The organism is Kitasatospora sp. NPDC101801 (genome assembly GCF_044766665.1).
Classification (GTDB): Bacteria; Actinomycetota; Actinomycetes; order Streptomycetales; family Streptomycetaceae; genus Kitasatospora.
Map to the genome: position 1 here is coordinate 1 of NZ_JBIWML010000021.1, position 19,039 is coordinate 19,039.

The 19,039-nt window shown below is 72.6% G+C and carries 14 protein-coding genes; 8 read left to right on the forward strand and 6 right to left on the reverse strand.

Annotated elements, in window-relative coordinates; translation table 11 throughout:
* Positions 1 to 289 precede the first annotated feature (289 nt).
* Both ACIRPK_RS22215 and ACIRPK_RS22220 read right to left on the reverse strand, forming a co-directional pair.
* Positions 290 to 2,077 (reverse strand): C39 family peptidase, encoded by a 1,788-nt coding sequence (locus ACIRPK_RS22215; protein WP_403041005.1) that lies wholly within the window; start codon positions 2,075 to 2,077, stop codon positions 290 to 292.
* Between the two features lie 442 nt (positions 2,078 to 2,519).
* Entirely contained in the window at positions 2,520 to 4,136 is a 1,617-nt protein-coding gene (locus ACIRPK_RS22220) for a hypothetical protein (protein WP_403041006.1), read from the reverse strand.
* 346 nt (positions 4,137 to 4,482) lie between these two features.
* On the opposite strand from ACIRPK_RS22220, the gene ACIRPK_RS22225 reads away from it, so the two are divergent.
* Both ACIRPK_RS22225 and ACIRPK_RS22230 read left to right on the forward strand, forming a co-directional pair.
* The gene (locus tag ACIRPK_RS22225) at positions 4,483 to 6,138 is read left to right on the forward strand and encodes a hypothetical protein (RefSeq protein WP_403041007.1); all 1,656 of its coding nucleotides are present in this window, start codon (positions 4,483 to 4,485) and stop codon (positions 6,136 to 6,138) included.
* A gap of 231 nt (positions 6,139 to 6,369) precedes the next feature.
* Positions 6,370 to 8,064: an ABC transporter substrate-binding protein gene (locus ACIRPK_RS22230; RefSeq protein WP_403041008.1), complete on the forward strand. Its 1,695-nt coding sequence runs from the start codon at positions 6,370 to 6,372 to the stop codon at positions 8,062 to 8,064.
* A 212-nt stretch (positions 8,065 to 8,276) separates the two neighbouring features.
* Here ACIRPK_RS22230 and ACIRPK_RS22235 read toward each other — a convergent pair whose 3' ends face one another.
* Positions 8,277 to 8,669: a hypothetical protein gene (locus tag ACIRPK_RS22235; protein ID WP_403041009.1), complete on the reverse strand. Its 393-nt coding sequence runs from the start codon at positions 8,667 to 8,669 to the stop codon at positions 8,277 to 8,279.
* A 248-nt stretch (positions 8,670 to 8,917) separates the two neighbouring features.
* Between ACIRPK_RS22235 and ACIRPK_RS22240 the strand changes: the two genes are divergently transcribed.
* Positions 8,918 to 11,731 (forward strand): BTAD domain-containing putative transcriptional regulator, encoded by a 2,814-nt coding sequence (locus ACIRPK_RS22240; protein ID WP_403041010.1) that lies wholly within the window; start codon positions 8,918 to 8,920, stop codon positions 11,729 to 11,731.
* 45 nt (positions 11,732 to 11,776) lie between these two features.
* On the opposite strand, the gene soxR is transcribed toward ACIRPK_RS22240, so the two are convergent.
* Complete coding sequence (gene soxR / locus ACIRPK_RS22245; RefSeq protein WP_403041011.1) at positions 11,777 to 12,241, reverse strand: redox-sensitive transcriptional activator SoxR; 465 nt, start codon at positions 12,239 to 12,241, stop codon at positions 11,777 to 11,779.
* Positions 12,242 to 12,337: 96 nt separating this feature from the next.
* Here soxR and fdxA point away from each other — a divergent pair, with 96 nt between their 5' ends.
* Positions 12,338 to 12,661, forward strand: a complete 324-nt coding sequence (fdxA, locus tag ACIRPK_RS22250; protein WP_403041012.1) for a ferredoxin — start codon at positions 12,338 to 12,340, stop codon at positions 12,659 to 12,661.
* 121 nt (positions 12,662 to 12,782) lie between these two features.
* Here fdxA and ACIRPK_RS22255 read toward each other — a convergent pair whose 3' ends face one another.
* Positions 12,783 to 13,733: a GlxA family transcriptional regulator gene (locus tag ACIRPK_RS22255; RefSeq protein WP_403041013.1), complete on the reverse strand. Its 951-nt coding sequence runs from the start codon at positions 13,731 to 13,733 to the stop codon at positions 12,783 to 12,785.
* Between the two features lie 71 nt (positions 13,734 to 13,804).
* Here ACIRPK_RS22255 and ACIRPK_RS22260 point away from each other — a divergent pair, with 71 nt between their 5' ends.
* From ACIRPK_RS22260 to ACIRPK_RS22270, 3 genes are all read left to right on the forward strand, one after another.
* The gene (locus ACIRPK_RS22260) at positions 13,805 to 14,455 is read left to right on the forward strand and encodes an HD domain-containing protein (protein WP_403041014.1); all 651 of its coding nucleotides are present in this window, start codon (positions 13,805 to 13,807) and stop codon (positions 14,453 to 14,455) included.
* Between the two features lie 161 nt (positions 14,456 to 14,616).
* A complete protein-coding gene (locus tag ACIRPK_RS22265) occupies positions 14,617 to 15,135 on the forward strand; it encodes a DUF4240 domain-containing protein (RefSeq protein ID WP_403041015.1) in 519 nt (172 codons plus the stop codon).
* A gap of 395 nt (positions 15,136 to 15,530) precedes the next feature.
* Entirely contained in the window at positions 15,531 to 17,222 is a 1,692-nt protein-coding gene (locus ACIRPK_RS22270; protein WP_403041016.1) for a serine/threonine-protein kinase, read from the forward strand.
* 47 nt (positions 17,223 to 17,269) lie between these two features.
* Here ACIRPK_RS22270 and ACIRPK_RS22275 read toward each other — a convergent pair whose 3' ends face one another.
* Positions 17,270 to 17,851: a TetR/AcrR family transcriptional regulator gene (locus ACIRPK_RS22275; RefSeq protein ID WP_403041087.1), complete on the reverse strand. Its 582-nt coding sequence runs from the start codon at positions 17,849 to 17,851 to the stop codon at positions 17,270 to 17,272.
* Positions 17,852 to 17,968: 117 nt separating this feature from the next.
* Between ACIRPK_RS22275 and ACIRPK_RS22280 the strand changes: the two genes are divergently transcribed.
* A complete protein-coding gene (locus ACIRPK_RS22280) occupies positions 17,969 to 19,012 on the forward strand; it encodes an FAD-dependent oxidoreductase (protein WP_403041088.1) in 1,044 nt (347 codons plus the stop codon).
* Positions 19,013 to 19,039 lie beyond the last annotated feature (27 nt).

A 19,039-nucleotide genomic window follows, 5' to 3' on the forward strand; every position in this document is an offset into this window, starting at 1 on the left:
GGGCCTGCCCGCCCGCAAGGTGCAGGCGGGGTCGGGGGGGGGGGGGGGGGGGCCGCGGGGGGGGGGCCCCCCCCCCGCGGGCGCCCCCCCCCCCCCCCCCCCCCCCCCGGCCGCGGGGGGGGGGGGGGGGCCCCCCGCCCCCCCCGCGCGGGGGGCGGGCCCGGCGGGCGGGGCGGCGGCCACGGGGGGGGGCGGGCGGGCCACGCCCCGGACCCCCCTCGTCAGTTCTCCGGCAGTCTTCGGATTCGGGGCGGAGTGCCTGGGTGGCAGGATCGTTACGGGGCCGGGGTCAGGGCCTGGGCTCCAGCCGGTTGACCGTCAGGGTGTCGCAGTCCGGCACGTTGGCGAGCCAGGCCGGCCCTTCGATGTAGATGTTGGTGATCCAGCCGTTCAGGGCGGGCAGGTAGGACCAGGCGTCGTTGGTGGTGCCCTCCGCCGACACGGACTGGGCGTGCGACTGGCAGCCGACGAAGACGGTGCTGCCGCCCGCGACGGTTCCGACCACGCTGCTCGACGTCGAGGGCTGTGAGCGGACGTTGGTGCCGCCGCCCCAGGTCAGCTGATTGCCACCGCTCGGGCCGCCCAAGGTGCCGGAGCACTCGGGTACGCCTGGGATCCAGGCCGGTCCCTCGACGTAGATGTTGGTGATCCAGCCGTTCAGGGCGGGCAGGTACGACCAGGCGTCGTTGGTGGTGCCCTCGGTCGAGACCGACTGCCCGTGCTTCTGGCACTGGACGTTGACGGTGCTACCGCCCGGAAGCGTGCTCAGCACATTGCTCGCGGTGCTGGGCTGGGACCGGACGTTGGTCCCGGAGCCCCAGGTGCGGACTGCGCCGCCCCCGCTGCCGGTGCTGCCCGCACACTCGGCCACGCCCGGGATCCAGCCCGGTCCCTCGACGTAGATGTTGGTGATCCAGCCGCCGAGATCGGGGAGGTAGGACCAGGCGTCGTTGGTGGTGCCCTCGGCGGTGACTGCCTGGGCGTGCTTCTGGCACTGGATGTTGAGGGTGGTTCCGCCCGGCAGCGACTTCAGGACAGCGCCTGAGGAGTTGGGCAGGGAGCGGACGTTGACGGTGTCCCAGGTCCGGTACAGGGTGCCTGCCGTGCCCCCCATTCCGGCGGGGCAGAGTGGGATGCCGGCGAGCAGGGGTGGGCCGTAGAGGTAGATGTTGGTGATCCAGCCCCGGTACTCGGGCAGGTAGGACCAGACGTCGTTGCTGGTGCCCTCGGCCACGACCAACTGTGCGTGGCGCTGGCACTGGACCCGGACGACGGCGTTGTGCCGGAGGGTGTGCACGACGGTGCCATCGGTGCCCGGTGCGGAGCGGACGTTGGCGCTGTCGCCCCACATCATGAAGCTGCCACCGGAAGGTACGACCGGTCCGACCTCCGGTCCGGTGCCCGGTGCGGACCCCGGAGCGGGATGGGCGGAGTAGCCCTTGCCACGCATCCACACCCCGAGGTCGTCGGTGGGGGCGGTCCACTCCTTCTCGGTCTGGGCCCAGTCGTCGCGCAGGCCGCCGCCGGCCCCCGCAGCGCTGTCGATCACCCGGACCTGGCGGCCGCTGTCGAAGTACCCGACCACGGTGACGTAGTGGTACACCTCGCGGTTGGGCCACTTCGGCGGGTGCGAGCCGGGAAGGCCGACCAGATTCACCACGATCGGGTAGCCGTGGTCGATGTTGTAGACGACGTCGTTGCGCCAGGACTGCAGTTGAGTCGTCGTCATCGGGGAGTTGACCGTCATGGCGTGGTACCAGTCGGTGTTCCCGTAGGCGTTGAGACCCCACATGATCTGGCGGACCGAGTCGGTGCCGTCCGTGTTGGTGCCCAGGGTCGCGGCGATCTGGTTCTGGTTGGGCGGGACGGACTTGAGGCGGTGCTGCAGCGCGGTCTGGACCGCGGCCGGGCCGCAGTAGTACGGCTTCTCCTCGCCGAACCAGTCGCCCGAGATGTAGGCGGAGGCGTTGCCGCTGTCCTCGGCGGCGGCGCGGGTGGCGGGTATGGCCGCGAACAGCGCGGCCAGCAGGAGGATCAGCACCAGGTAGGGGTGCCTGGTGATGGCGGGTCGGTGCATGGAGGCTCTCCGAGGGGTTGGAATCGGAGGCATGTCTACCGGCGGTGGGAACGCCCGGGAAGCTAGATCCTTGTAGGGTCGATCGTCGGCGGTTCACCTCGCGAAGCGGGCCACGACCTCGCGGGTCCGCCCGCCGCGAGGCCGCCGGTCGGACGCCCGCCGCACCACACGAGCGGGATCTGCCGGTTGGACGGCGGGAGTCGGACCCTCGCGGAGCTGCTGCGGTGGGCCGGGTCGTGGTGTGCGGCCTCGCCCAGTTGGTGGGGGCGGGCTTGTCCGGATTGGCGGCTGCGGACAGGAGGCCGACCGGGGCGAGCTGCCCGGTCAGGCCGACCTCGATCCGGTGGACCTGGACGACGAAATCCGTACGAGGCGGGTCACGCAGAACGCCAGGTGACCGGAGCCCGTCCGGTCCGATCGGACGGGCCCCCGGTCGTCCTAATCAGCGCAGGGCGCCGAGGTCCTTCGGGGCGGTGGCTCCGCTGAAGGTCAGCAGGTGACGGTCGGCGGTGACGGCGTACAGGTCGGGCTGCCCGTCGCCGTTGCCGTCACCCGAGCTGCCGAGCGTCGGGTACTGGGCGACCGGGAAGGTGCCGATCACCGTGCCGGTCGCGGGATCGGCCAGCGCGGTGAAGTCGTACGTGCCGTCGGCGCCCTTGGCGATCGGGTACGTCCGCAGCTCGCCGGTGGCGCGGTTGCGCGACCAGAGCGCGAGCGTGCCGTCTGCGGCCTTGCCCGGGGCGATCAGGTCGTACCCCGTCCAGGCGGCCGAGGTGGAGATCCTCACGAAGGTCTGGTAGCCGTACAGGAAGCCGGGGTCGGTGAAGAGCCAGAGGCTGTCGTCCTCGACCGTGAGGATCGAGGTCCGCTGGTCCGCTCCGAGCGCGCCCAGGGGCACCAGTTGAGTGGCCTTCGACCAGTCCGGGTTGAAGCCCTCCGGAAGCACCGGTGGGTCGAAGGGGTCCACGGCCCGCTCGACCGAGGAGAAGCCGCGGGCGAAGGCGCCCATGTCGAAGTTGCGGTAGAGGGAGAGGCCCGCGCCGCCGGGCTGGTGGGCCATCAGGTCGTCCACCGGTGCGTGCGACCGGTCCCAGCCGCGGTGCAGCAGCTGTACGCCGTTCCAGCCGGCGCCGCCCGGCGCGCGGACGGCGGCGACGGTCGAGGTCGGCACGGTGGTGGTGGCGTCCGCGCTGATGATCTGGAGGTTGCCGGCCGCGTCGGGCAGCAGGATGTCCGGTATGCCGTCACCGTTGACGTCGCCGGGGGCGACCGGCGGGTTCGGGTTCGAGGGAGCGTAGAAGCTGTAGGTGACCGGCGGGGTGACGTTGCCCGCGTTGTCGACGGCCTGCACGGTGAGGATGTTGGTGCCCCACTGGGTCGGCTTCAGCTGGAACGTCGCGGTGCCGTCGGGGCCGGCCGCCACGGTGCCGGCGCCCTGGCACGGCGAACCGACGCTCGACGTGCCGTTCAGGACGTACCGGTAGCAGGCCACGCCCGAGCCCTGGTCGGTGCCCTTGACAGTGAAGGTTCCGGTCTGGCCGGCGTACTTGAGCGGGGTCGCCCCGCTGGTGGACTCGGGGAAGTCGGTGGAGCCGACGGTGAACTGCGGGGCGGTGGCGTCGACTCCGAAGTGGCAGGCCGCAGTCGGCTTCCCGCCGCCCGGGCCGTAGTCGGGCCAGACCTGCCAGGAGTAGCCGGCGCCCTCGACGAGGCCGGTGGGCCGGACCTGGACGGTGCCGTCGGCAGTCGTCTGTGCGGTGCGGTCGAAGATCTTGGCGCCGGCCGCGTTCCACACCTTGAAGCGCGCTCCGGGTGCGGTGGTGCGCGCGGTGAGCGTGGGCTCGGTGGTGGTGATCCAGCCCGGTGCCGTGGTGGCGTCGCACGCGTCGGTGGACGCACCGGTGGCGAACGAGCCGGGGCTCGGGACGGCCTTGGGGTCGGTCACGGCCGACTGCCCGCCCGTGGCCGTGGCCGTGGCCGTGGGCACACCGATGGTCATCAGGACGACGGCGGCGGCGCCGAGCGTGGCGGCCAGGCGCCCGCCCATGGTCGCTGACATGCGATTCTCCCTCTTTCGAACGCGTTCAATCTTGCGGCGGGAGCACTCTCTCAGCGGGCTGAGCCGGCGTCAAACGCTTTCGGGTGAGGCAAAGGGCGGCTGTCCCAGAGCAAATGATCTTGATGGGAGGTTCGCTGCTGCCGGCGGGGTTCCGCCGTCTTGGCGGCACGAAACTCTGGAGGCGCCGGTTAGGGTCGGGCCGGTGCGCGACGGTCGGTGGCGCAGGTGCCCGTGGGGCTCGCGGATCACGTCCGGCGCGGAGCATTTCAGGCAGGGCTGAAACACGCCGACAGCGTCCTGTGGAGAACCTAGGGTGCGGGTAAATCCCCGTGACCAAAGGACACCTGTGGCCTCCCTACGTCTGGCCCGACCCGTCGGGCTCACCGCCGTCCTCGCCCTGGCGGTGGCCGGCAGTACCCTTCCGGCCGCGGCGGCCGACGGGCTGAAGCTCGAACTCGACGGGCCGAGGACCGTCTCGGTCGACCCTGACGTCAGGTACGAGCCGTGGCAGGGCGATGAGCTGAAGCTCGTCCTCGACAAGGTGGGCGAGGGCTTCGCCAAGGATGCCGTTCTCCGCTACGACACCCGGGACCTGACCGGAATCGCCGAGCTGACCGTGGCCCCGCACTGCACCACCCAGGACACCGTCAGCACCTGCCGCAGCTCGGTCGGCCAGATCGACAGCCCGCTGTACGTCTCCGACAGCCCGGTGGTGAACGCAGCCAAGGGCGCCAAGACCGGCACCAAGGGAGTCCTGCACATCACGGCCACCAGCTCCAACGCCGCCCCGGCGACCCTGGACCTCGAGATCGTCATCGGCGGTCCCCGCCTGGAGCTCAAGCGGATTCCCGAGCAGAGCGGCGTCAAGCCCGGCAGTACGATCGCCGCCGCCCTGGAGATCACCAACTCCGGTGCGCTGCCCGCGAACCGGGTGGTCCTGGAGTTCTCCACCGAGGAGATGCTCCGGTTCGAGCAGCGGTACGCCAACTGCCGGTACGGGGTCAACGAACCGGACGGTTGGGTGCACTCCACCGGGATGGTGTGCGTGATCGAGAGCCGGATCGAACCGGGGGAGACCGTCACGGTCGACCCGATCCGGGTTGGCGTCACCGCCAGCGCTTATGCGGCCCAGATCTTCTTCCGGGTGTTCGCCAACCTGACGACCAAGTACGACGGGATCCTCGAAGGGTTCACCCTCGGACCCGGCGACGGCCCGAGGCTGACGTTCGGCAAGCCCGAGACCTCCGTCGCCGACGTCGGCGGCCCGAACCTCGTCGGGAACTACCGGGAGTTCACCTCGCTGGAGGTGAAGGCGGACAACAGCGCCGACTTCGAGGCCGTCGGCGCCTGGGCACCGGCCGACGGCGGCCGCACGGGCGCCCTGACCGTCGGCCTGCGCAACCACGGTCCGGCCTCGATCCTCGACCGGAGCGGCGGCGACCAGCTGCCGATGATCCGGTTCAAGCTGCCGCAGGGCGTCACCGCGAGCAAGGTGCCACCGTCCTGCCACGAGGTGCCGTCCGAGGGCGGCTCGACCCCGGAGGAGGGCAACTTCCAGTGCGCGGTGGGCAGCTGGGCCCCCAACGGCCTGGTGAAGACCTACGAGTTCCAGCTCGACGTACCGGCCGAGGACGCGGCCGTCACCGTGCGCCTGGCGCCCGGTGTGACCGACCTGCCGTTGGACCGGAACCGAGACAACGACCGCGTCAAGGTGCTGCTCGGGAGGACTGCCACCACCCCGTCCCCCTCGCCGTCCGGGACGCCGACGCTCACGCCCACCCGGGAGCCGAGCACCACCCCGACCGGCACCGCGACCCCGACGGCTTCGGCGTCGCCCACGCCCGCCCCGAGCGTCACCGACACCCGGACCGGTCCGCTCGCCACCACCGGCGGCGGCTCCGCGGCCGGACCGATCGCCATGGCGGGCGCGGGTGCGGTCGCCCTCGGCGGCGGCCTGCTGGCCCTCGTCGCCCGCCGCCGCAGGTCCGGTGCGCACCGGTAGTGGGCCCGTGCGCCAGCACCGTCACCACCCCCGGTACTGACTTTCCGTCAGGGCCGGTTCCGGGCAGTCGCCTGGAGCCGGCCCGCGCTGCCGTCCGGGACGGTTGATTGTTTCGGTGGTCCGAAGCTGGCGACCAATTCCGTGCCCTGATGAACTCCAACTGGCGCGGACGCCCAGCGGTTTGGGTGCGAATCCGGCCGCACCCGCCAGACGAGATCTCCCGGAGGAACGATGCGATCCACCCTGACCACCCGCAACGCAGCTCTGCCCGGCCGGACTGTCCCGGGCACGAACGGCGCGTCCACCCGGGCCGCCCGGGGCACGGTCATCAGCTATCACGGCACCGAGCCGGAGAACGCGCTGATACCCGGGCATACGACGGAATCCGGCGGGGTCAAGGTGATCGCGGCGCTGTTCCGGGGCCTGGTCTCCTACGACCCCGTCGATGCCCACCCGAGGAACGCGGTCGCCGAGTCCATCACGACCACCGACTCGACGGTGTTCACCATCGAGCTGAAGCGCGGCTGGACGTTCCACGACGGCACTCCGGTCACCGCGAGCAGCTTCGTCGACGCCTGGAACCACACGGCGCACGGCCCGAACAAGATGCAGGCGGCCAGCTTCCTGGCACACATCGAGGGCTTCGGCGAGGTGAACGCCCCCGACTCGACGGTCACGGAGCTGTCCGGCCTGAAGGTGGTCGACGACCACACCTTCGTGGTGACCCTGTCGGCGCCGTTCTCCGAATTCCTGGTCACGCTCGGCTGCAGCGCGTTCTTCCCGCTGCCGAAGGCGTTCTTCGACGACCGGGCGGCGTACGAGGCACACCCGATCGGCAACGGCGCGTTCCGGTTCGTCTCCCGGGAGTTGGAGAAGAACATCCTGCTCGAGCGCTACGAGGGCTACGCGGGGGAGGACAAGCCGCAGATCGGCGGCGTCGACTTCCGGATCTACGCGGACCTGGGCGACGCCTACCACGACGTGGTGGCGGACCGGCTCGACTACCTGGACGTCACCCCGTTCTGGGCGCTGGAGGGCAGCCGGTACCTGGACGACCTGCCCAACCGCACGTACGACCGGACCTACCTCGGCATCCAGACCATCACCTTCCCGCTCTACGACCCGCGGTACGCCGACCGGCGGGTGCGGCAGGCGATCTCGATGGCGATCGACCGGGTGAAGCTGATCGACAAGATCTTCCAGGGTCACCAGGCGCCGTCCGACGGCCTGGTCCCGCCGGCCGTCTCGGGCCGGGCCGAGAACCAGGGCGGCGAGTTGTGCAGCTACTCCCCGGCGCGGGCCAGGGAGTTGTTCGAGGCGTCCGGGTTCGAGGGCGACATCGAGCTGACGTCCAACATCGACTCGCCGAACCAGCCCTGGATGGAGGAGGTCTGTGCCTCGGTCACCGAGACGCTCGGCGTGCGCTGCCGCTTCGTGTCGATCCCGACCCTCGGGGAGTTCCGGCGCAGGCTGAACGCCCAGGAGGTGACCGCGGTGTTCCGCTCCGGCTGGATCGCCGACTACCCGTCGATCGAGAACTTCCTCAGCCCGATGTTCCGGACCGGCGCCTCCGACAACGTCGGCCGGTACAGCAACCCCGCCGTCGACGCCCTGCTCACCGCGGCCGACACCGCACCGACCAGCGAGCAGGCGTGGGACCTCTACCAGCAGGCGGAGCGGGCGATCCTGCAGGACATGCCGACCGTCCCGATCTGGTACCAGAGCACGCTGTCGGCCTGGTCGACGCGGCTGCGGACGGTCCAGCCCAACCCGTTCCGCGAACTTGACCTGTACAGCGTCACGGTGGCGGAGCAGGACGACACCTCGGGAGCCCGCGCGGCCCGGCGGCGTCGGCGCAGGCGGCCGGAGGGCCTGCCCGCCCGCAAGGTGCAGGCGGGGTCGGCCGGTGCGGGCCGCTCCCGGTAGGCGCGGCCCGCACCGGGGGCCGAGACGGCCGGCGCCACCCACGGGCGTACACGGTGCGGGCCGGGACGACGACCTCGTCCCGGCCGGGCCGGAGGCCGTCCAGCAGGGCGCAGGCCGCGCCGAACCGCTGGACGGCCTCCGGCGTGCGCCCGACCGCAGGACGGTGTCACGGGCGCGCTTCGGTCCGGGCCCGGATCACCGGGCGGGTCGGGTCAGCAGAGCGGGAAACCATGGGAGTTGCTGGTGTTCTCGTTGTACAGGTAGGCGCCGGACACCCACTGGGTCGGGTGGTTGGTGTAGGTGGGGCCGGTCCAGGCGCCCTTCTTGATGTAGCCGTCGAGCCCGAACCAGATCCGGTTGGCGGTTCCCAGGGTGTCGGTCGACCAGGCGTAGCAGACGATCATCACCGAGTCGTGGTCCGCGTAGAAGAGGTCCGGCCCGCTCTTGGGGTTGGCGCTGCCGGGGCCGGCGTAGATCCCGATGTTGTGCGGGCCGTGCAGGTCGACGGTGTAGCTGGCGTACGCGCTGGCCGGGCCGGCGCCGAGCACGAGGGTTGCGAGGCCGGCCGCGGCAACGGCGAGACCGCTCAGGAGTCTGGATCGCATGGGGTGTCCTTCACAGGGGAGTGGGTCGGCTCGTCCCGACGCTCGGCCCGCTGGATACCGAGGGGGCGTCAGGACGGTGTGCGGCACCCGGCGGGTGCCGGGAAACCGGACCTCCGCCGGTGGGCCGGACGGCCGGTCCGGCGGGTGGTCTACACCACCTTCGCCGCCCGCCCCTACACTCCCCCTACAAGATCACAGCGGGCGGAATCCGTTCTGGGGGAAACGTGGAGTTCGGGCTGTTGGGTCCCTTGCGGATCCGTGACGACGCCGGCGCGTCGATCGACCTGCCGCAGGGGCGGTTGCGGACGCTGGTCGCCGCGCTGCTGGTGCAGGCGAACGCGGTGGTGTCCGCCGAGGCACTGGTCGAGCAGATCTGGGACTCGCTGCCGCCGAAGCAGCCCCGGGAAGCGCTCCAGGTGATGATGGTGCGGCTGCGCAAGCACCTCGGTCCCGGGCCGGCCGCGCGGGTCCGCGCGGTGCGGGCCGGCTACGCGATCGAGACGCGGCCCGGCGAGCTGGACCTCCACCGGTTCGAGGAGCTGTGCCGCCGGGGCGCGGAGGCCTGCGCGCGGCAGGACTGGGGAACCGGAGGCGCCGTCCTCGCGCAGGCACTGGACCTGTGGCGCGGACGTCCGTTGGAGGGCATCCCGGCGGACCGGCTCACCGAGACGGTCGTGCACGGGCTGGAGGAGCGCAGGATCCGGGCGCTGTCCGACCGGATCACCGCCGATCTGGCGCTGGGACGCCACGCGCGGTTGCTCGGTGAACTGACCGAGGTGGTCGGTCTGCACCCGTTGCACGAGGGGTTCCGGGGGCAGCTCATCCTCGGCCTGCACCGCAGCGGCCGCACCGCCGACGCACTGGAGTGCTACCGCGAAGGGCGCGGAATCCTGGTGCGGGAGCTCGGGATCGAACCAGGCGCCGCGCTGACGGAGCTGCACCAGGCGATCCTGAGCGGGACGCTCCCGGCGGCCGGTGGGACCGACCCGGCGGCCGGTTCCCCACCACCCGCACCGTGCCAACTGCCGGACGCGGTGGCCGACTTCGTGGGCCGCTCGGAGAGCCTGGCGCAGATCTCGGCCCGCCTGCTCCGGCCCGCCCCGGACGAGGCGGTGCCCGTGATGGTGCTGTCCGGTGCGGGGGGTGTCGGCAAGAGCGCGCTGGCCGTGCACGCGGCACACCGACTGCGGGCCGAGTTCCCGGACGGGCAGGTCTTCGTGGCACTCAGCACCGGCGGCCGGGAGCGCCCGGCCGAGGACGTACTGTCGGAGCTGATCACGTCGGTCGCGGGGCGGGAGACCCAGCTGCCCGAGAAACCGGCGGCCCGGGTGGCACTCTGGCGCAGGGTCAGCGCCGACCGCCGACTGCTGCTGGTCCTGGACGACGCCCGCTCCGCCGCCCAGGTCCGCCGGCTGCTGCCGGGCCCGGGCGGCGGGGCGGTGCTCGTCACCAGCCGCAACCGGATGCCCGGACTGACGGGCCGTCGCCTCCTGGAGGTGGCGACCCTGCCCCGGGACGCGTCGGTGGCCCTGCTGCGCCACGCGATCGGGGACGCCAGGGCGGACGCCGAACCCGAGGAACTCGCGGAGCTGGCCGAACAGTGCGCCGACCTGCCCCTGGCCCTGCGCATCTCCGGCGCCCGGCTGGCCGCGCGCAACACCTGGACGGTCCGGTCCTTCCTCCGGGGCCTGCACGAGGCCCGGCTCCGGCTGGACGAGTTCAGCACCGGAGACCGGACCGTGCGCGGCACCATCGAGAGCAGCCTCCCCGAGGCCGGTGCCCCCTCGCTGTCCGGCGTCGACGTCCGGGCGGCCTTCGCGCACCTGGGCCTGATCGGCGGTGCCCCGTTCGGCACCGGTGCCGTGGCGGCGGTGCTGGACGTCAGTGCCCGTCAGGCCGAGGACGTCGTCGAGCAGTTCGTCGACCTGCACCTGCTGACGATGGCCGGGCCCGGGCGCTTCGGCTTCCACGACCTGGTGCTCGAAGTGGCCCGGGAGCACGCCCGTTCGCGACTCGACGCCGGCACCCGGACGGCGGCTCTCGGTCGCTGGGTCGGCTGGGCGGCCGACGCCGCCTGGCACGCCGAACGTCTCACCAACGCCCGCCGCCGACCGACCGCCTTCGAACAGGACTGGATCCGGCACGCGGAGGGGCAGCCGGGCGCTCCGGAGGACGCCGAGTCCGCCTGGGCCTGGTTCGACCTGGAATGGCAGGCCCTGCTGGCGGCGGCCCGCGCCGGGGCGGCGGCCGGGCTGCACGAGCCGCTGGCGGTGCTCAGCCTCGCTGCGGCGTATCCGGGCAGGCTCCGGTGCTGGTGGCAGGAGACCGAGGAGCTCACCCGCCTCGGCCTGGCCGCCGCGCACGCGGTGGGTGACACGGAGGTCCGCATCGCGGCCACCAACGACCACGCCATCTCGCTGGCGGTGCAGCAGCGGTTCGACGCCGCGCTGCCGTTCTTCGCCCAGGCAATGGCGTTGGCCAGGAGCGCCGGTGACCGACTCCGTGAGTCCCAGGCCGGGCTGAACACGGCGATCGCGGCGCGGCACCGGGACCTGCCCGAGCAGGCCCTGCAAGCACTCGGCGAGGCGACCGGGGCGCTGGACGAGCACGAGCGCAGCACCGGACCCACGGCGATGAGCCGACGCATCAGACGCTCCATCATGCTGTGCCAGGGCATCTCCCTGTCGGCGGTGGGACACCACGGACCCGCCCTCGAACTCCTGAGCCGGCTGCTGAGCCTGGCCGAGGCGGCTCAGGACGTACCGCACATCCACCAGACCCGGCTGCACCTGGGCCGGCTCCACGTCGCCAGGTCGCATCCGGCCGAGGCGGTGCCCCACCTCGAGGCCGCGCTCGCCGGCTTCGAGGCCATGGCGGACCCCGAAGCCACCGCCACCGCCCTGCACGCCCTCGGGCGGGCCGGGCTCGCCCTCGGCCGCACCGCCGCTGCGCTGGGCGCGCTGCGGCGCGCGCACACCTTGTTCAGCGACCTGGACCACCAGGAGGCCGAGCAGGTGCTGGAGCTGATCCGGCAGAACGAGGCGGCCACCGTGGGGTGCTGACGTCCCGTCCGGGAACCGGCACCGGCCGTCGTGACCTCGGGGCCCTCACAGGCGGCGGGCGCCGGAGCCGTCCCCGGCGAGCGTGTCGCCGGGGTTCAGCAAGGCGCAGGCCTTCATCGAGAGGCAGCCGCAGCCGATGCACCCGGTGAGCTCGGCCTCGAGCCGCTCGATGGTCAGCCGGCGCTCCTCCAGCTGACGCCTCCACTCGCGCGAGGCGCGCTGCCACTCCTGGTGGCTCGGCGGACGGTCGAGCGGCACATCGGCGAACGCCTCCCGGAGGTCCTGCAACGGGATGCCGATCCGTTTCGCCACCGAGACCAGCGCGACCCGGCGCAGCATGTGCCGCGGGTAGCGGCGTTGGTTGCGACCGTCGCGTTCGGACGCGATCAGGCCGAGTTCCTCGTAGAACCGCAGCGCGGAGACGGCGGCCCCGGTCCGTGCGCTCACCTCGCCGATGCTCAGCCAGTCGTCCGGGCCGGCCAGGACTTCACCGTATTGATCACTCGTCACGCCGGAACCCCCTCTTGACCTCAAGCTTACTTGAGGTCCTACGTTCGGCTGCGTCAGAACGACGAGCAGGAACGCTCCGGAGAGGACGGCAGTTCGATGACGTTTGTGATCGCTTTGCCCTGTGTGGACGTCAAGGACAAGGCATGCCTGGACGAGTGCCCACTCGACTGCATCTACGAGGGGGAGCGCATGCTCTACATCCAGCCGGACGAGTGCATCGACTGCGGGGCCTGCGAGCCGGTGTGCCCCGTCGAGGCGATCTACTTCGAGGACGACACCCCGCAGGAGTGGCAGCACTTCACCGCCGTGAACGAGGAGTTCTTCGCCGACCTCGGCGCCCCCGGGAGCAGTGCGAAGCTCGGTCCGATCGGACGGGACCATCCGACCGTGGCGGCGCTGCCGCCGCAGGGCACCGGCTGAGCCGCTCGCGGCGTGGTGATCGGCCGTGGGGCGGACATTCGTCGGGTCGGCAGTGGGCGCGACCTCTGAGCCGACGGGCCGTCACCGGACGAGCGCTGTCGGGGCCGGGGAGGGGTGCCGGTCAGCCGAGGAAGGTCGCGCGGTAGACGCTGGGCGGGACTCCGACGTGGGTCTTGAACAGCGTGCGGAAGTTGGCCGGCGTGCCCAGGCCGCAGCGGCGTGCGACGGCCTCGACCGTGAAGTCGCCGGATTCGAGGAGTTCGCGGGCGCGGGCGAGCCGGGCGTCGAGCAGCCAGCGCATGGGCGGCAGCCCCGTGTCGGCGTGGAAGCGGCGGATCAGGGTGCGGCGGGACACACCGGCCCGGCGTGCCAACTGGTCAACGGTGAGCGGCTGGTGGAGGTTGCGCAGGGCCCAGTCGTACAGGGCGGGCCTGGCGGACGGCTCGGGGCGTACCGGCAGGTCGATGAACTGGGCCTGGCCGCCGGTGCGGTGCGGGGCGGCCACCAGCATGCGGGCCTGCCGGTTCGCCAGGTGGGGGCCGTGGTCGCGGCGGATGAGGTGGAGGCACAGGTCCAGGCCGGAGGACACGCCGCCCGAGGTGAGCACCTGCCCCTCGTCGATGTACAGATCCTCGGGCACGACCGTCACCTTGGGGTACTGCCGGGCCAGCGCCCGGGCGTACAGCCAGTGCGTGGTGGCCCGGCGGCCGTCGAGCAGGCCGGCGGCGGCGAGGGCGAACGCACCGGTGCAGATGGACGCGATGCGGGCGCCGCGGGCGGCCGCCTCCGCGAGTGCGGCGGTCACCTCGGCGCCGGGTGCGGCCGGGTCCAGGTAGCCCGGGACGATCACGGTGCCGGCGGATGCCAGGCGGTCCAGTCCGTACCCGACGGACAGCGCGGGGCCGCCGTGCACCTGGACGGGGCCGGGCCGGTCGGTGCAGACCGAGAGCGTGTAGGGACCGTCCGGCCAACTCCCGAAGATCTGCCAGGGGATCCCGAGGTCCAGGGCGAGGACGTTCTCGAGGGCGACCACGACCACGTGGTGCGCCTTGTCCGAAGCCCGGTCCGTCATGGCACGATGCTATCGCCCTCTGGCATCCGTGCCACTGCCCGTCGGGCCCGCGCGGCACCTACGGTCGGCTCATGGACACCGAAGACCGCATCCTGCCGATGCTCCCGGAAACCCCCGTCGCCCGTGCCGCCGTCGAACTCGTCCGGTCGTGCGAGAGCGAACCCGTCGCCAACCACAGCATCCGCAGCTACCTGTTCGCCAGGCTGCTGGCCGAACACGAGGGGCTGGAGCCCGGCACCGACTTCGACGCCGAACTCCTCTTCCACTCCTGCGTCCTGCACGATCTCGGCGCCTCGCCGTCCGCTCCGGGCCGGGCGCGCTTCGAGGTCGAAGGCGCCGACCTGGCCGCCCGGTTCCTCACCGAGCACGGTTTCGGCGCCGACCGGACCGACCTGGTCTGGGAGGCGATCGCCCTGCACACCTCGGACGGTATCGCCGAACGCCGAGGAGTCCTGGCCTACCTGACCCGGCGGGGCGTCGGTATGGACTTCGGCGTCGGCAGCGCGTTCCTCAGCGACGCCCAGGGCGAGGCGCTCCACGGTCGTTACCCGAGGCTGGACATGGCGACCGTGCTGGTGGACGACATCGTCCGGCAGGCCGCCCGCTCCCCGCAGGCCGGTGCTCGCTACACCCTCCCCGGCGAGTTCCTCCGCGAGCGCGGCGGGCCCGGCGCCGTCACCGCCGTGGAACTCATGGCGAGGGCATCCCGCTGGGGCTCCTGACAGCGGGTCGGCGCCGCCGCGTCGAAGGCCGGGCGCGGAGTGACCGGGGGCGTCGAGGCCGAGTCCCGGTAGCCGCGACCGGCCTGTCGGACCGGCGTGGCAGGATCTGTGTCCGAACAGCCCGTCCGTCCGCCCGTCCGACCGGGAGTGAAGCGCACGTCATGGACCCCGTCTCCGAGCAGTACCGCCCGGCCATGTCCTGGGACCGTTTCTGGCAGTTGATCGACCGGCTCGGGATGACCGAGGACGGCCGGGTGGACTGCGCCGACCTGGACGATGCGTGCGAGGACCTGGCCGCCACCCTCGCCGAGGAGCCGGTCGAGCAGATCCTCGGCTTCGGCGAGCGCCTCGCGGAGGCGCTGTTCACCCTCGACCGCGCGGAGTTCGGCACCCTCCCGGTCCTCGGCCTGACCGCGCCGGGCGGCTCTCCCTTCCCCCAGTCCGACGACGGCTTCCTCTACTCACGTGCCGCCGTCGTCGCCGCCGGCCGCCGCACCTACGAGAGTGTCCTCGGCCACCCCGAGCGCTTCGCCCCCTTCACCGACCTGCACGCCGAGGCCATCCTCCACATCCACGAGGAGGCGTACGAGCAGGCCACCGGCGAGGAGTGCGACCACCTCACCTTCCACGACTACGAGACCTGTTCGAACACGGTGGGATGGCCCGAGCTCGCCCGCTGACCCAGCGCGGGTGCCTGAGCGGCCGTCAGCAGGTCACCCACCACGAGTATCCGGGGACGTCCACGCGAGCAGGCTCCCGGCTGCCGTGAAGGTGCCGGTGGGTACGAGACCCCGGGGCTTCAGCGGGGCCTGCGAGCCCTCCGAGGCCGTGACCTGGCGAGACGTCAGCGGCGGGGCCCGTCGGCGCGACCGGCCACGAATGGCCGGTGCCCTGACCTGGCGTTGCGGGCGGCCGAGCCGCCATCATCGCGGTGGCGGCCCGCGAGACCTCACACCGTCGAAGCCTCCGGGACCGCGCGCCTGCGCCTCCCCCTCGTCGAACGTGAGAGAGACATGCTGACTGTGCTGCCCGACCCGCTGCTCGTGCCCGCAGCGACTGCGTCGGGGGTGGCGCGTTGAAGGCGCTCCAGGACAGCGATCCGCGACAGGTCGGCCCGTACGAGCTGCTCGGTGTGCTCGGGGTGGGCGGTATGGGCCGGGTCTACCTCGGGCGGCACGACGAGGTCCTGGTCGCGGTCAAGGTCATCAACGAGGAGCTGACGCAGAACTCCGACTTCATCGCCCGGTTCCGCCGTGAGGTGACCGCGACCCGGGCCATGTCGGGGCCGTACTTCGCCGCGATCGTCGACCATGACGTGGATGCCGAGCAGCCCTGGCTGGCGACCGAGTACGTGCCCGGCCCCACGCTGAACGCGGTCATCGCCGAGCACGGTCCCCTCGACACCGTGTCGGTGCGGGCGTTGGGCGTGCGTCTGACCGAGGCGCTGAGCGCGATCCACGCGGCCGGACTGGTGCACCGGGACGTCAAACCCGGCAACATCCTGCTCGGGCGGGACGGTCCCCGACTGATCGACTTCGGGATCGCGCGGGGGGCGGCGGTCACCACCCTGACGCAGACCGGGGTGGTGCTGGGCACGCCCCAGTTCATGGCGCCGGAACAGTTGCAGATGCGGGGCCGGATCGGTCCGGCGGCCGACGTGTTCGCGCTCGGGCTGGTGATGGCCTTCGCGGCGACCGGGGAGCACCCGTTCGGCCAGACGGACGCCTTCGGCCTGGGCTTCCGGATCGTGCACGAGGAGCCGGACCTCGAACAAGTCCCGGCCGCACTGGCCGGTCTGGTCCGCCGCTGTCTGGCCAAGGACCCCGACGAGCGGCCGACGCCCGCGGAGTTGGGTGCGGAGCTGAGCCTGGGTGAGGAGACCCTCGACCGGACCGGCCTGGCCGTGCTGATCCGGCACGCGGGCGACACGACGATACCGACCCTGTCGCCGACCCCGACGGAGCGGAACGCCGTCGAGCGGCCACCTCGGCGGCGCCTGGCGCTGATCCTCCTGGCGGCCGCGGTCGCCATCGGAACGGCCGTCACGGTCGTGTTGGGCCCGGGCGGGGGCGGCACGCCGGAGGCCCAGGGCCTCGGCTCCCGGAGTGGCAGCCCCACCGGCTCGTCGGCGCCGGTGACGCCCACCGCACCGACGAGTTCCACCGGCCAGACCAGTGCCCCGGCCACGTCGCCACCCCCGTCGACGACGCCCCCGACGGCCGACGTCGCACCCGTCACCGGGCCGCCGGCGGGTGGCGGTGACGGATCGTCAGGAGCCGCGGTCGGCGGGAAGAGCTCCGGGAGCGCGAGCGGGGGTGGCTCCGGCAGCTCCTCGGGCGCCGCTGCCGCCGGTGGCGGTGGCGGTGGTGGCGGGGGTGGGGGCGGCGGCGGTACGCCGGGCGGGAGCAGTGCGGGTTCGCCGTCGACCCCGCCACCTCCGGCGCCCAAGCCCACGCCGACCCCCGCGCCCCAGGGGACTCCACCTGCGGTCGTGACGGCTTACCGGGCAACCTTCGACCATGGCTGCGTCGGCGCCTGCGACATGCCGTTCACCATGACCTGGGACGCGCAGCCGGACACGACCCGGTACGACGTCCAGTACGACAACCAGACCTCGAAGGTGAACAAGGTCTACTCGACCGCGGGAACCAGCTACCACGTCACCGGCCCGTTCTCCGGCGACCACGTCTGTATCGCCCTGCGTGCGGCCAACCAGTACGGAGCCTCCGCGTGGAGCGAGCGCTACTGCTTCGACGTGCCCTACTGATGTCGGGGCCGACTGGCTGATGCCCGGGCCCACTGACGCCCGGGGCGTCACGGGGGGTAGACCGCGTCCAGGAGGTCGTGGACGAACCGGTCGAGGTCGTCGAGGCCGGCGTGGGCCAGGGTGCCGGGGCCGCCGGTGAGCAGGTGGGGGATGGCGGCGTGCAGGGCGAGGGTGACGGTGGCGGCCCGTTGCGGGGTGACGGGGAGTCCGGCCATGCGTTGGGCCTGCTCGAAGCCGGTGAAGTCGGCGGCGGCGATCGGGTCGAGGACGGCGGTGAGCTCGCTCCTGCGGGCCGCCTCGGACTGCAGTTCCAGGTAGGCGAGCATGCGGGGGCGGCCGGGGCCTGCGACGTTGCGGAGCAGGCCGGCGAGCAGGGCCACCAAGCCTTGGCGGTCCACGGGGCCGGCTCCGGCGGCGGCCAGCTCCGCCGTCAGCCGGTGGTACCGCTCCGCGCAGCGCTCGGCTGCGGCGTGCAGCAGGGCGTCCCTGGTCGGGTAGTAGTTCTTCGCGGTGCCCAGGGGCACGGCGGCGGCCGCGTCGACGGCCCGGTGCGTCAGTCCTCGTCCGCCGGCGGCGGCCAGGACCTCGATCGCGGCGTCGCGCAGCAGATCCCGACGGTTTTGACCCACCGTCAACTCTCGTTCTTCCTCAGCATGTTGCCCAGAATACCCCAGTCGTGGTACCACAGCTGTAGTGGTCTGTCGTCGGTGGACGCGATGAGCGGGGGCGCAATGTCGGGGGGCGTGATGACGGGTACGGCCGTTGTGGTGGGGGCGGGCGTCGGTGGACTGGCGACGGCGATCGGGCTGCGCCGGGCGGGGTGGCAGGTGACCGTCCGTGAACGCCGCACCGAACTGGAGCGCTACGGCACCGCGTTCGCCCTCCACCCCACCGCGCAGGACGCCCTCGACCGGCTCGGCGCGGGTGAGGCGATGCGCGGCCGGGCGGTGCCGTACCGCTCCGCGCAGGTCCGTACTCCTGCGGGGCGGGTGCTGGCCCAACTCCCGTTGGAGCGCCTGGAACGCAAGGCGGGACGCCCCGAACTGCTGATCTCCCGGCCCTACTTGATGGATGCGCTGCTGGCCCAGCTGGACGTCCTGGGCGACGTGACCGTCGAACTCGGCGAGGCCGTCACCGACGTGGCCGCCCTGGCAGCCGGGTACGACCTGGTGGTCGGGGCCGACGGGCTGCGCAGCGCCGTACGGGATGCCTGGTTCGGCGCTGGCAGCGGCCCGCGGAAGGTGGGGTCGGTCGCCTGGATCGGTATCGCGGACTTCGGCAGCGACATCCACGGCGAGACCTGGGGGCGGGGCCGCTTCTTCGGCCTGACCCCGGTCGAACCGGGGCGCACCAACTGGTACGCCGCCGTCCCCGAGGGCGCCACTGCCGCCGACCTGCGCGGTCTCTTCGAGGGCTGGCACGACCCCATCCCCCGGATCCTCACCGAGACCGACCCCGAGACCTGGCTCCGCTACGAGATGCGTCACCTCTTCCCCGCCCTCCCCACCTTCGTGCACGGCGGCAAGGTCGCCCTGGTCGGCGACGCGGCCCACGCCATGACCCCCAACCTGGGCCAGGGCGCCTGCACCGCCATCCTCGACGCGGAAGCCCTCACCCGTGCCGTCGCCGACCACGGCCGCTCCGGCCTGCCGGCGGCCCTGCGCAGCTACGACCAGGAACGCCGCCGGACCGCCCAACGCACGGCGCTCGCCTCCCGCACCCTGCACCGCTTCGTCTCCACCGAGCGCACCTGGCTCCGCGACACGGCAGCCCGTCTCCTGCCGGGCTGACCCGACCCGGCCGGCGGAATCGCCGTC

Excerpts from the sequence above, each read along its gene's own strand:
- ACIRPK_RS22235 (WP_403041009.1), bottom strand. The coding sequence starts at position 8,669 with ATGCGATCCAGACTCCTGAGCGGTCTCGCCGTTGCCGCGGCCGGCCTC.
- ACIRPK_RS22255 (WP_403041013.1), bottom strand. The coding sequence starts at position 13,733 with ATGACGGACCGGGCTTCGGACAAGGCGCACCACGTGGTCGTGGTCGCC.
- ACIRPK_RS22265 (WP_403041015.1), top strand. The coding sequence starts at position 14,617 with ATGGACCCCGTCTCCGAGCAGTACCGCCCGGCCATGTCCTGGGACCGT.
- ACIRPK_RS22260 (WP_403041014.1), top strand. The coding sequence starts at position 13,805 with ATGGACACCGAAGACCGCATCCTGCCGATGCTCCCGGAAACCCCCGTC.
- ACIRPK_RS22220 (WP_403041006.1), bottom strand. The coding sequence starts at position 4,136 with ATGTCAGCGACCATGGGCGGGCGCCTGGCCGCCACGCTCGGCGCCGCC.
- ACIRPK_RS22215 (WP_403041005.1), bottom strand. The coding sequence starts at position 2,077 with ATGCACCGACCCGCCATCACCAGGCACCCCTACCTGGTGCTGATCCTC.
- ACIRPK_RS22280 (WP_403041088.1), top strand. The coding sequence starts at position 17,969 with ATGACGGGTACGGCCGTTGTGGTGGGGGCGGGCGTCGGTGGACTGGCG.
- fdxA (WP_403041012.1), top strand. The coding sequence starts at position 12,338 with ATGACGTTTGTGATCGCTTTGCCCTGTGTGGACGTCAAGGACAAGGCA.
- ACIRPK_RS22230 (WP_403041008.1), top strand. The coding sequence starts at position 6,370 with ATGCGATCCACCCTGACCACCCGCAACGCAGCTCTGCCCGGCCGGACT.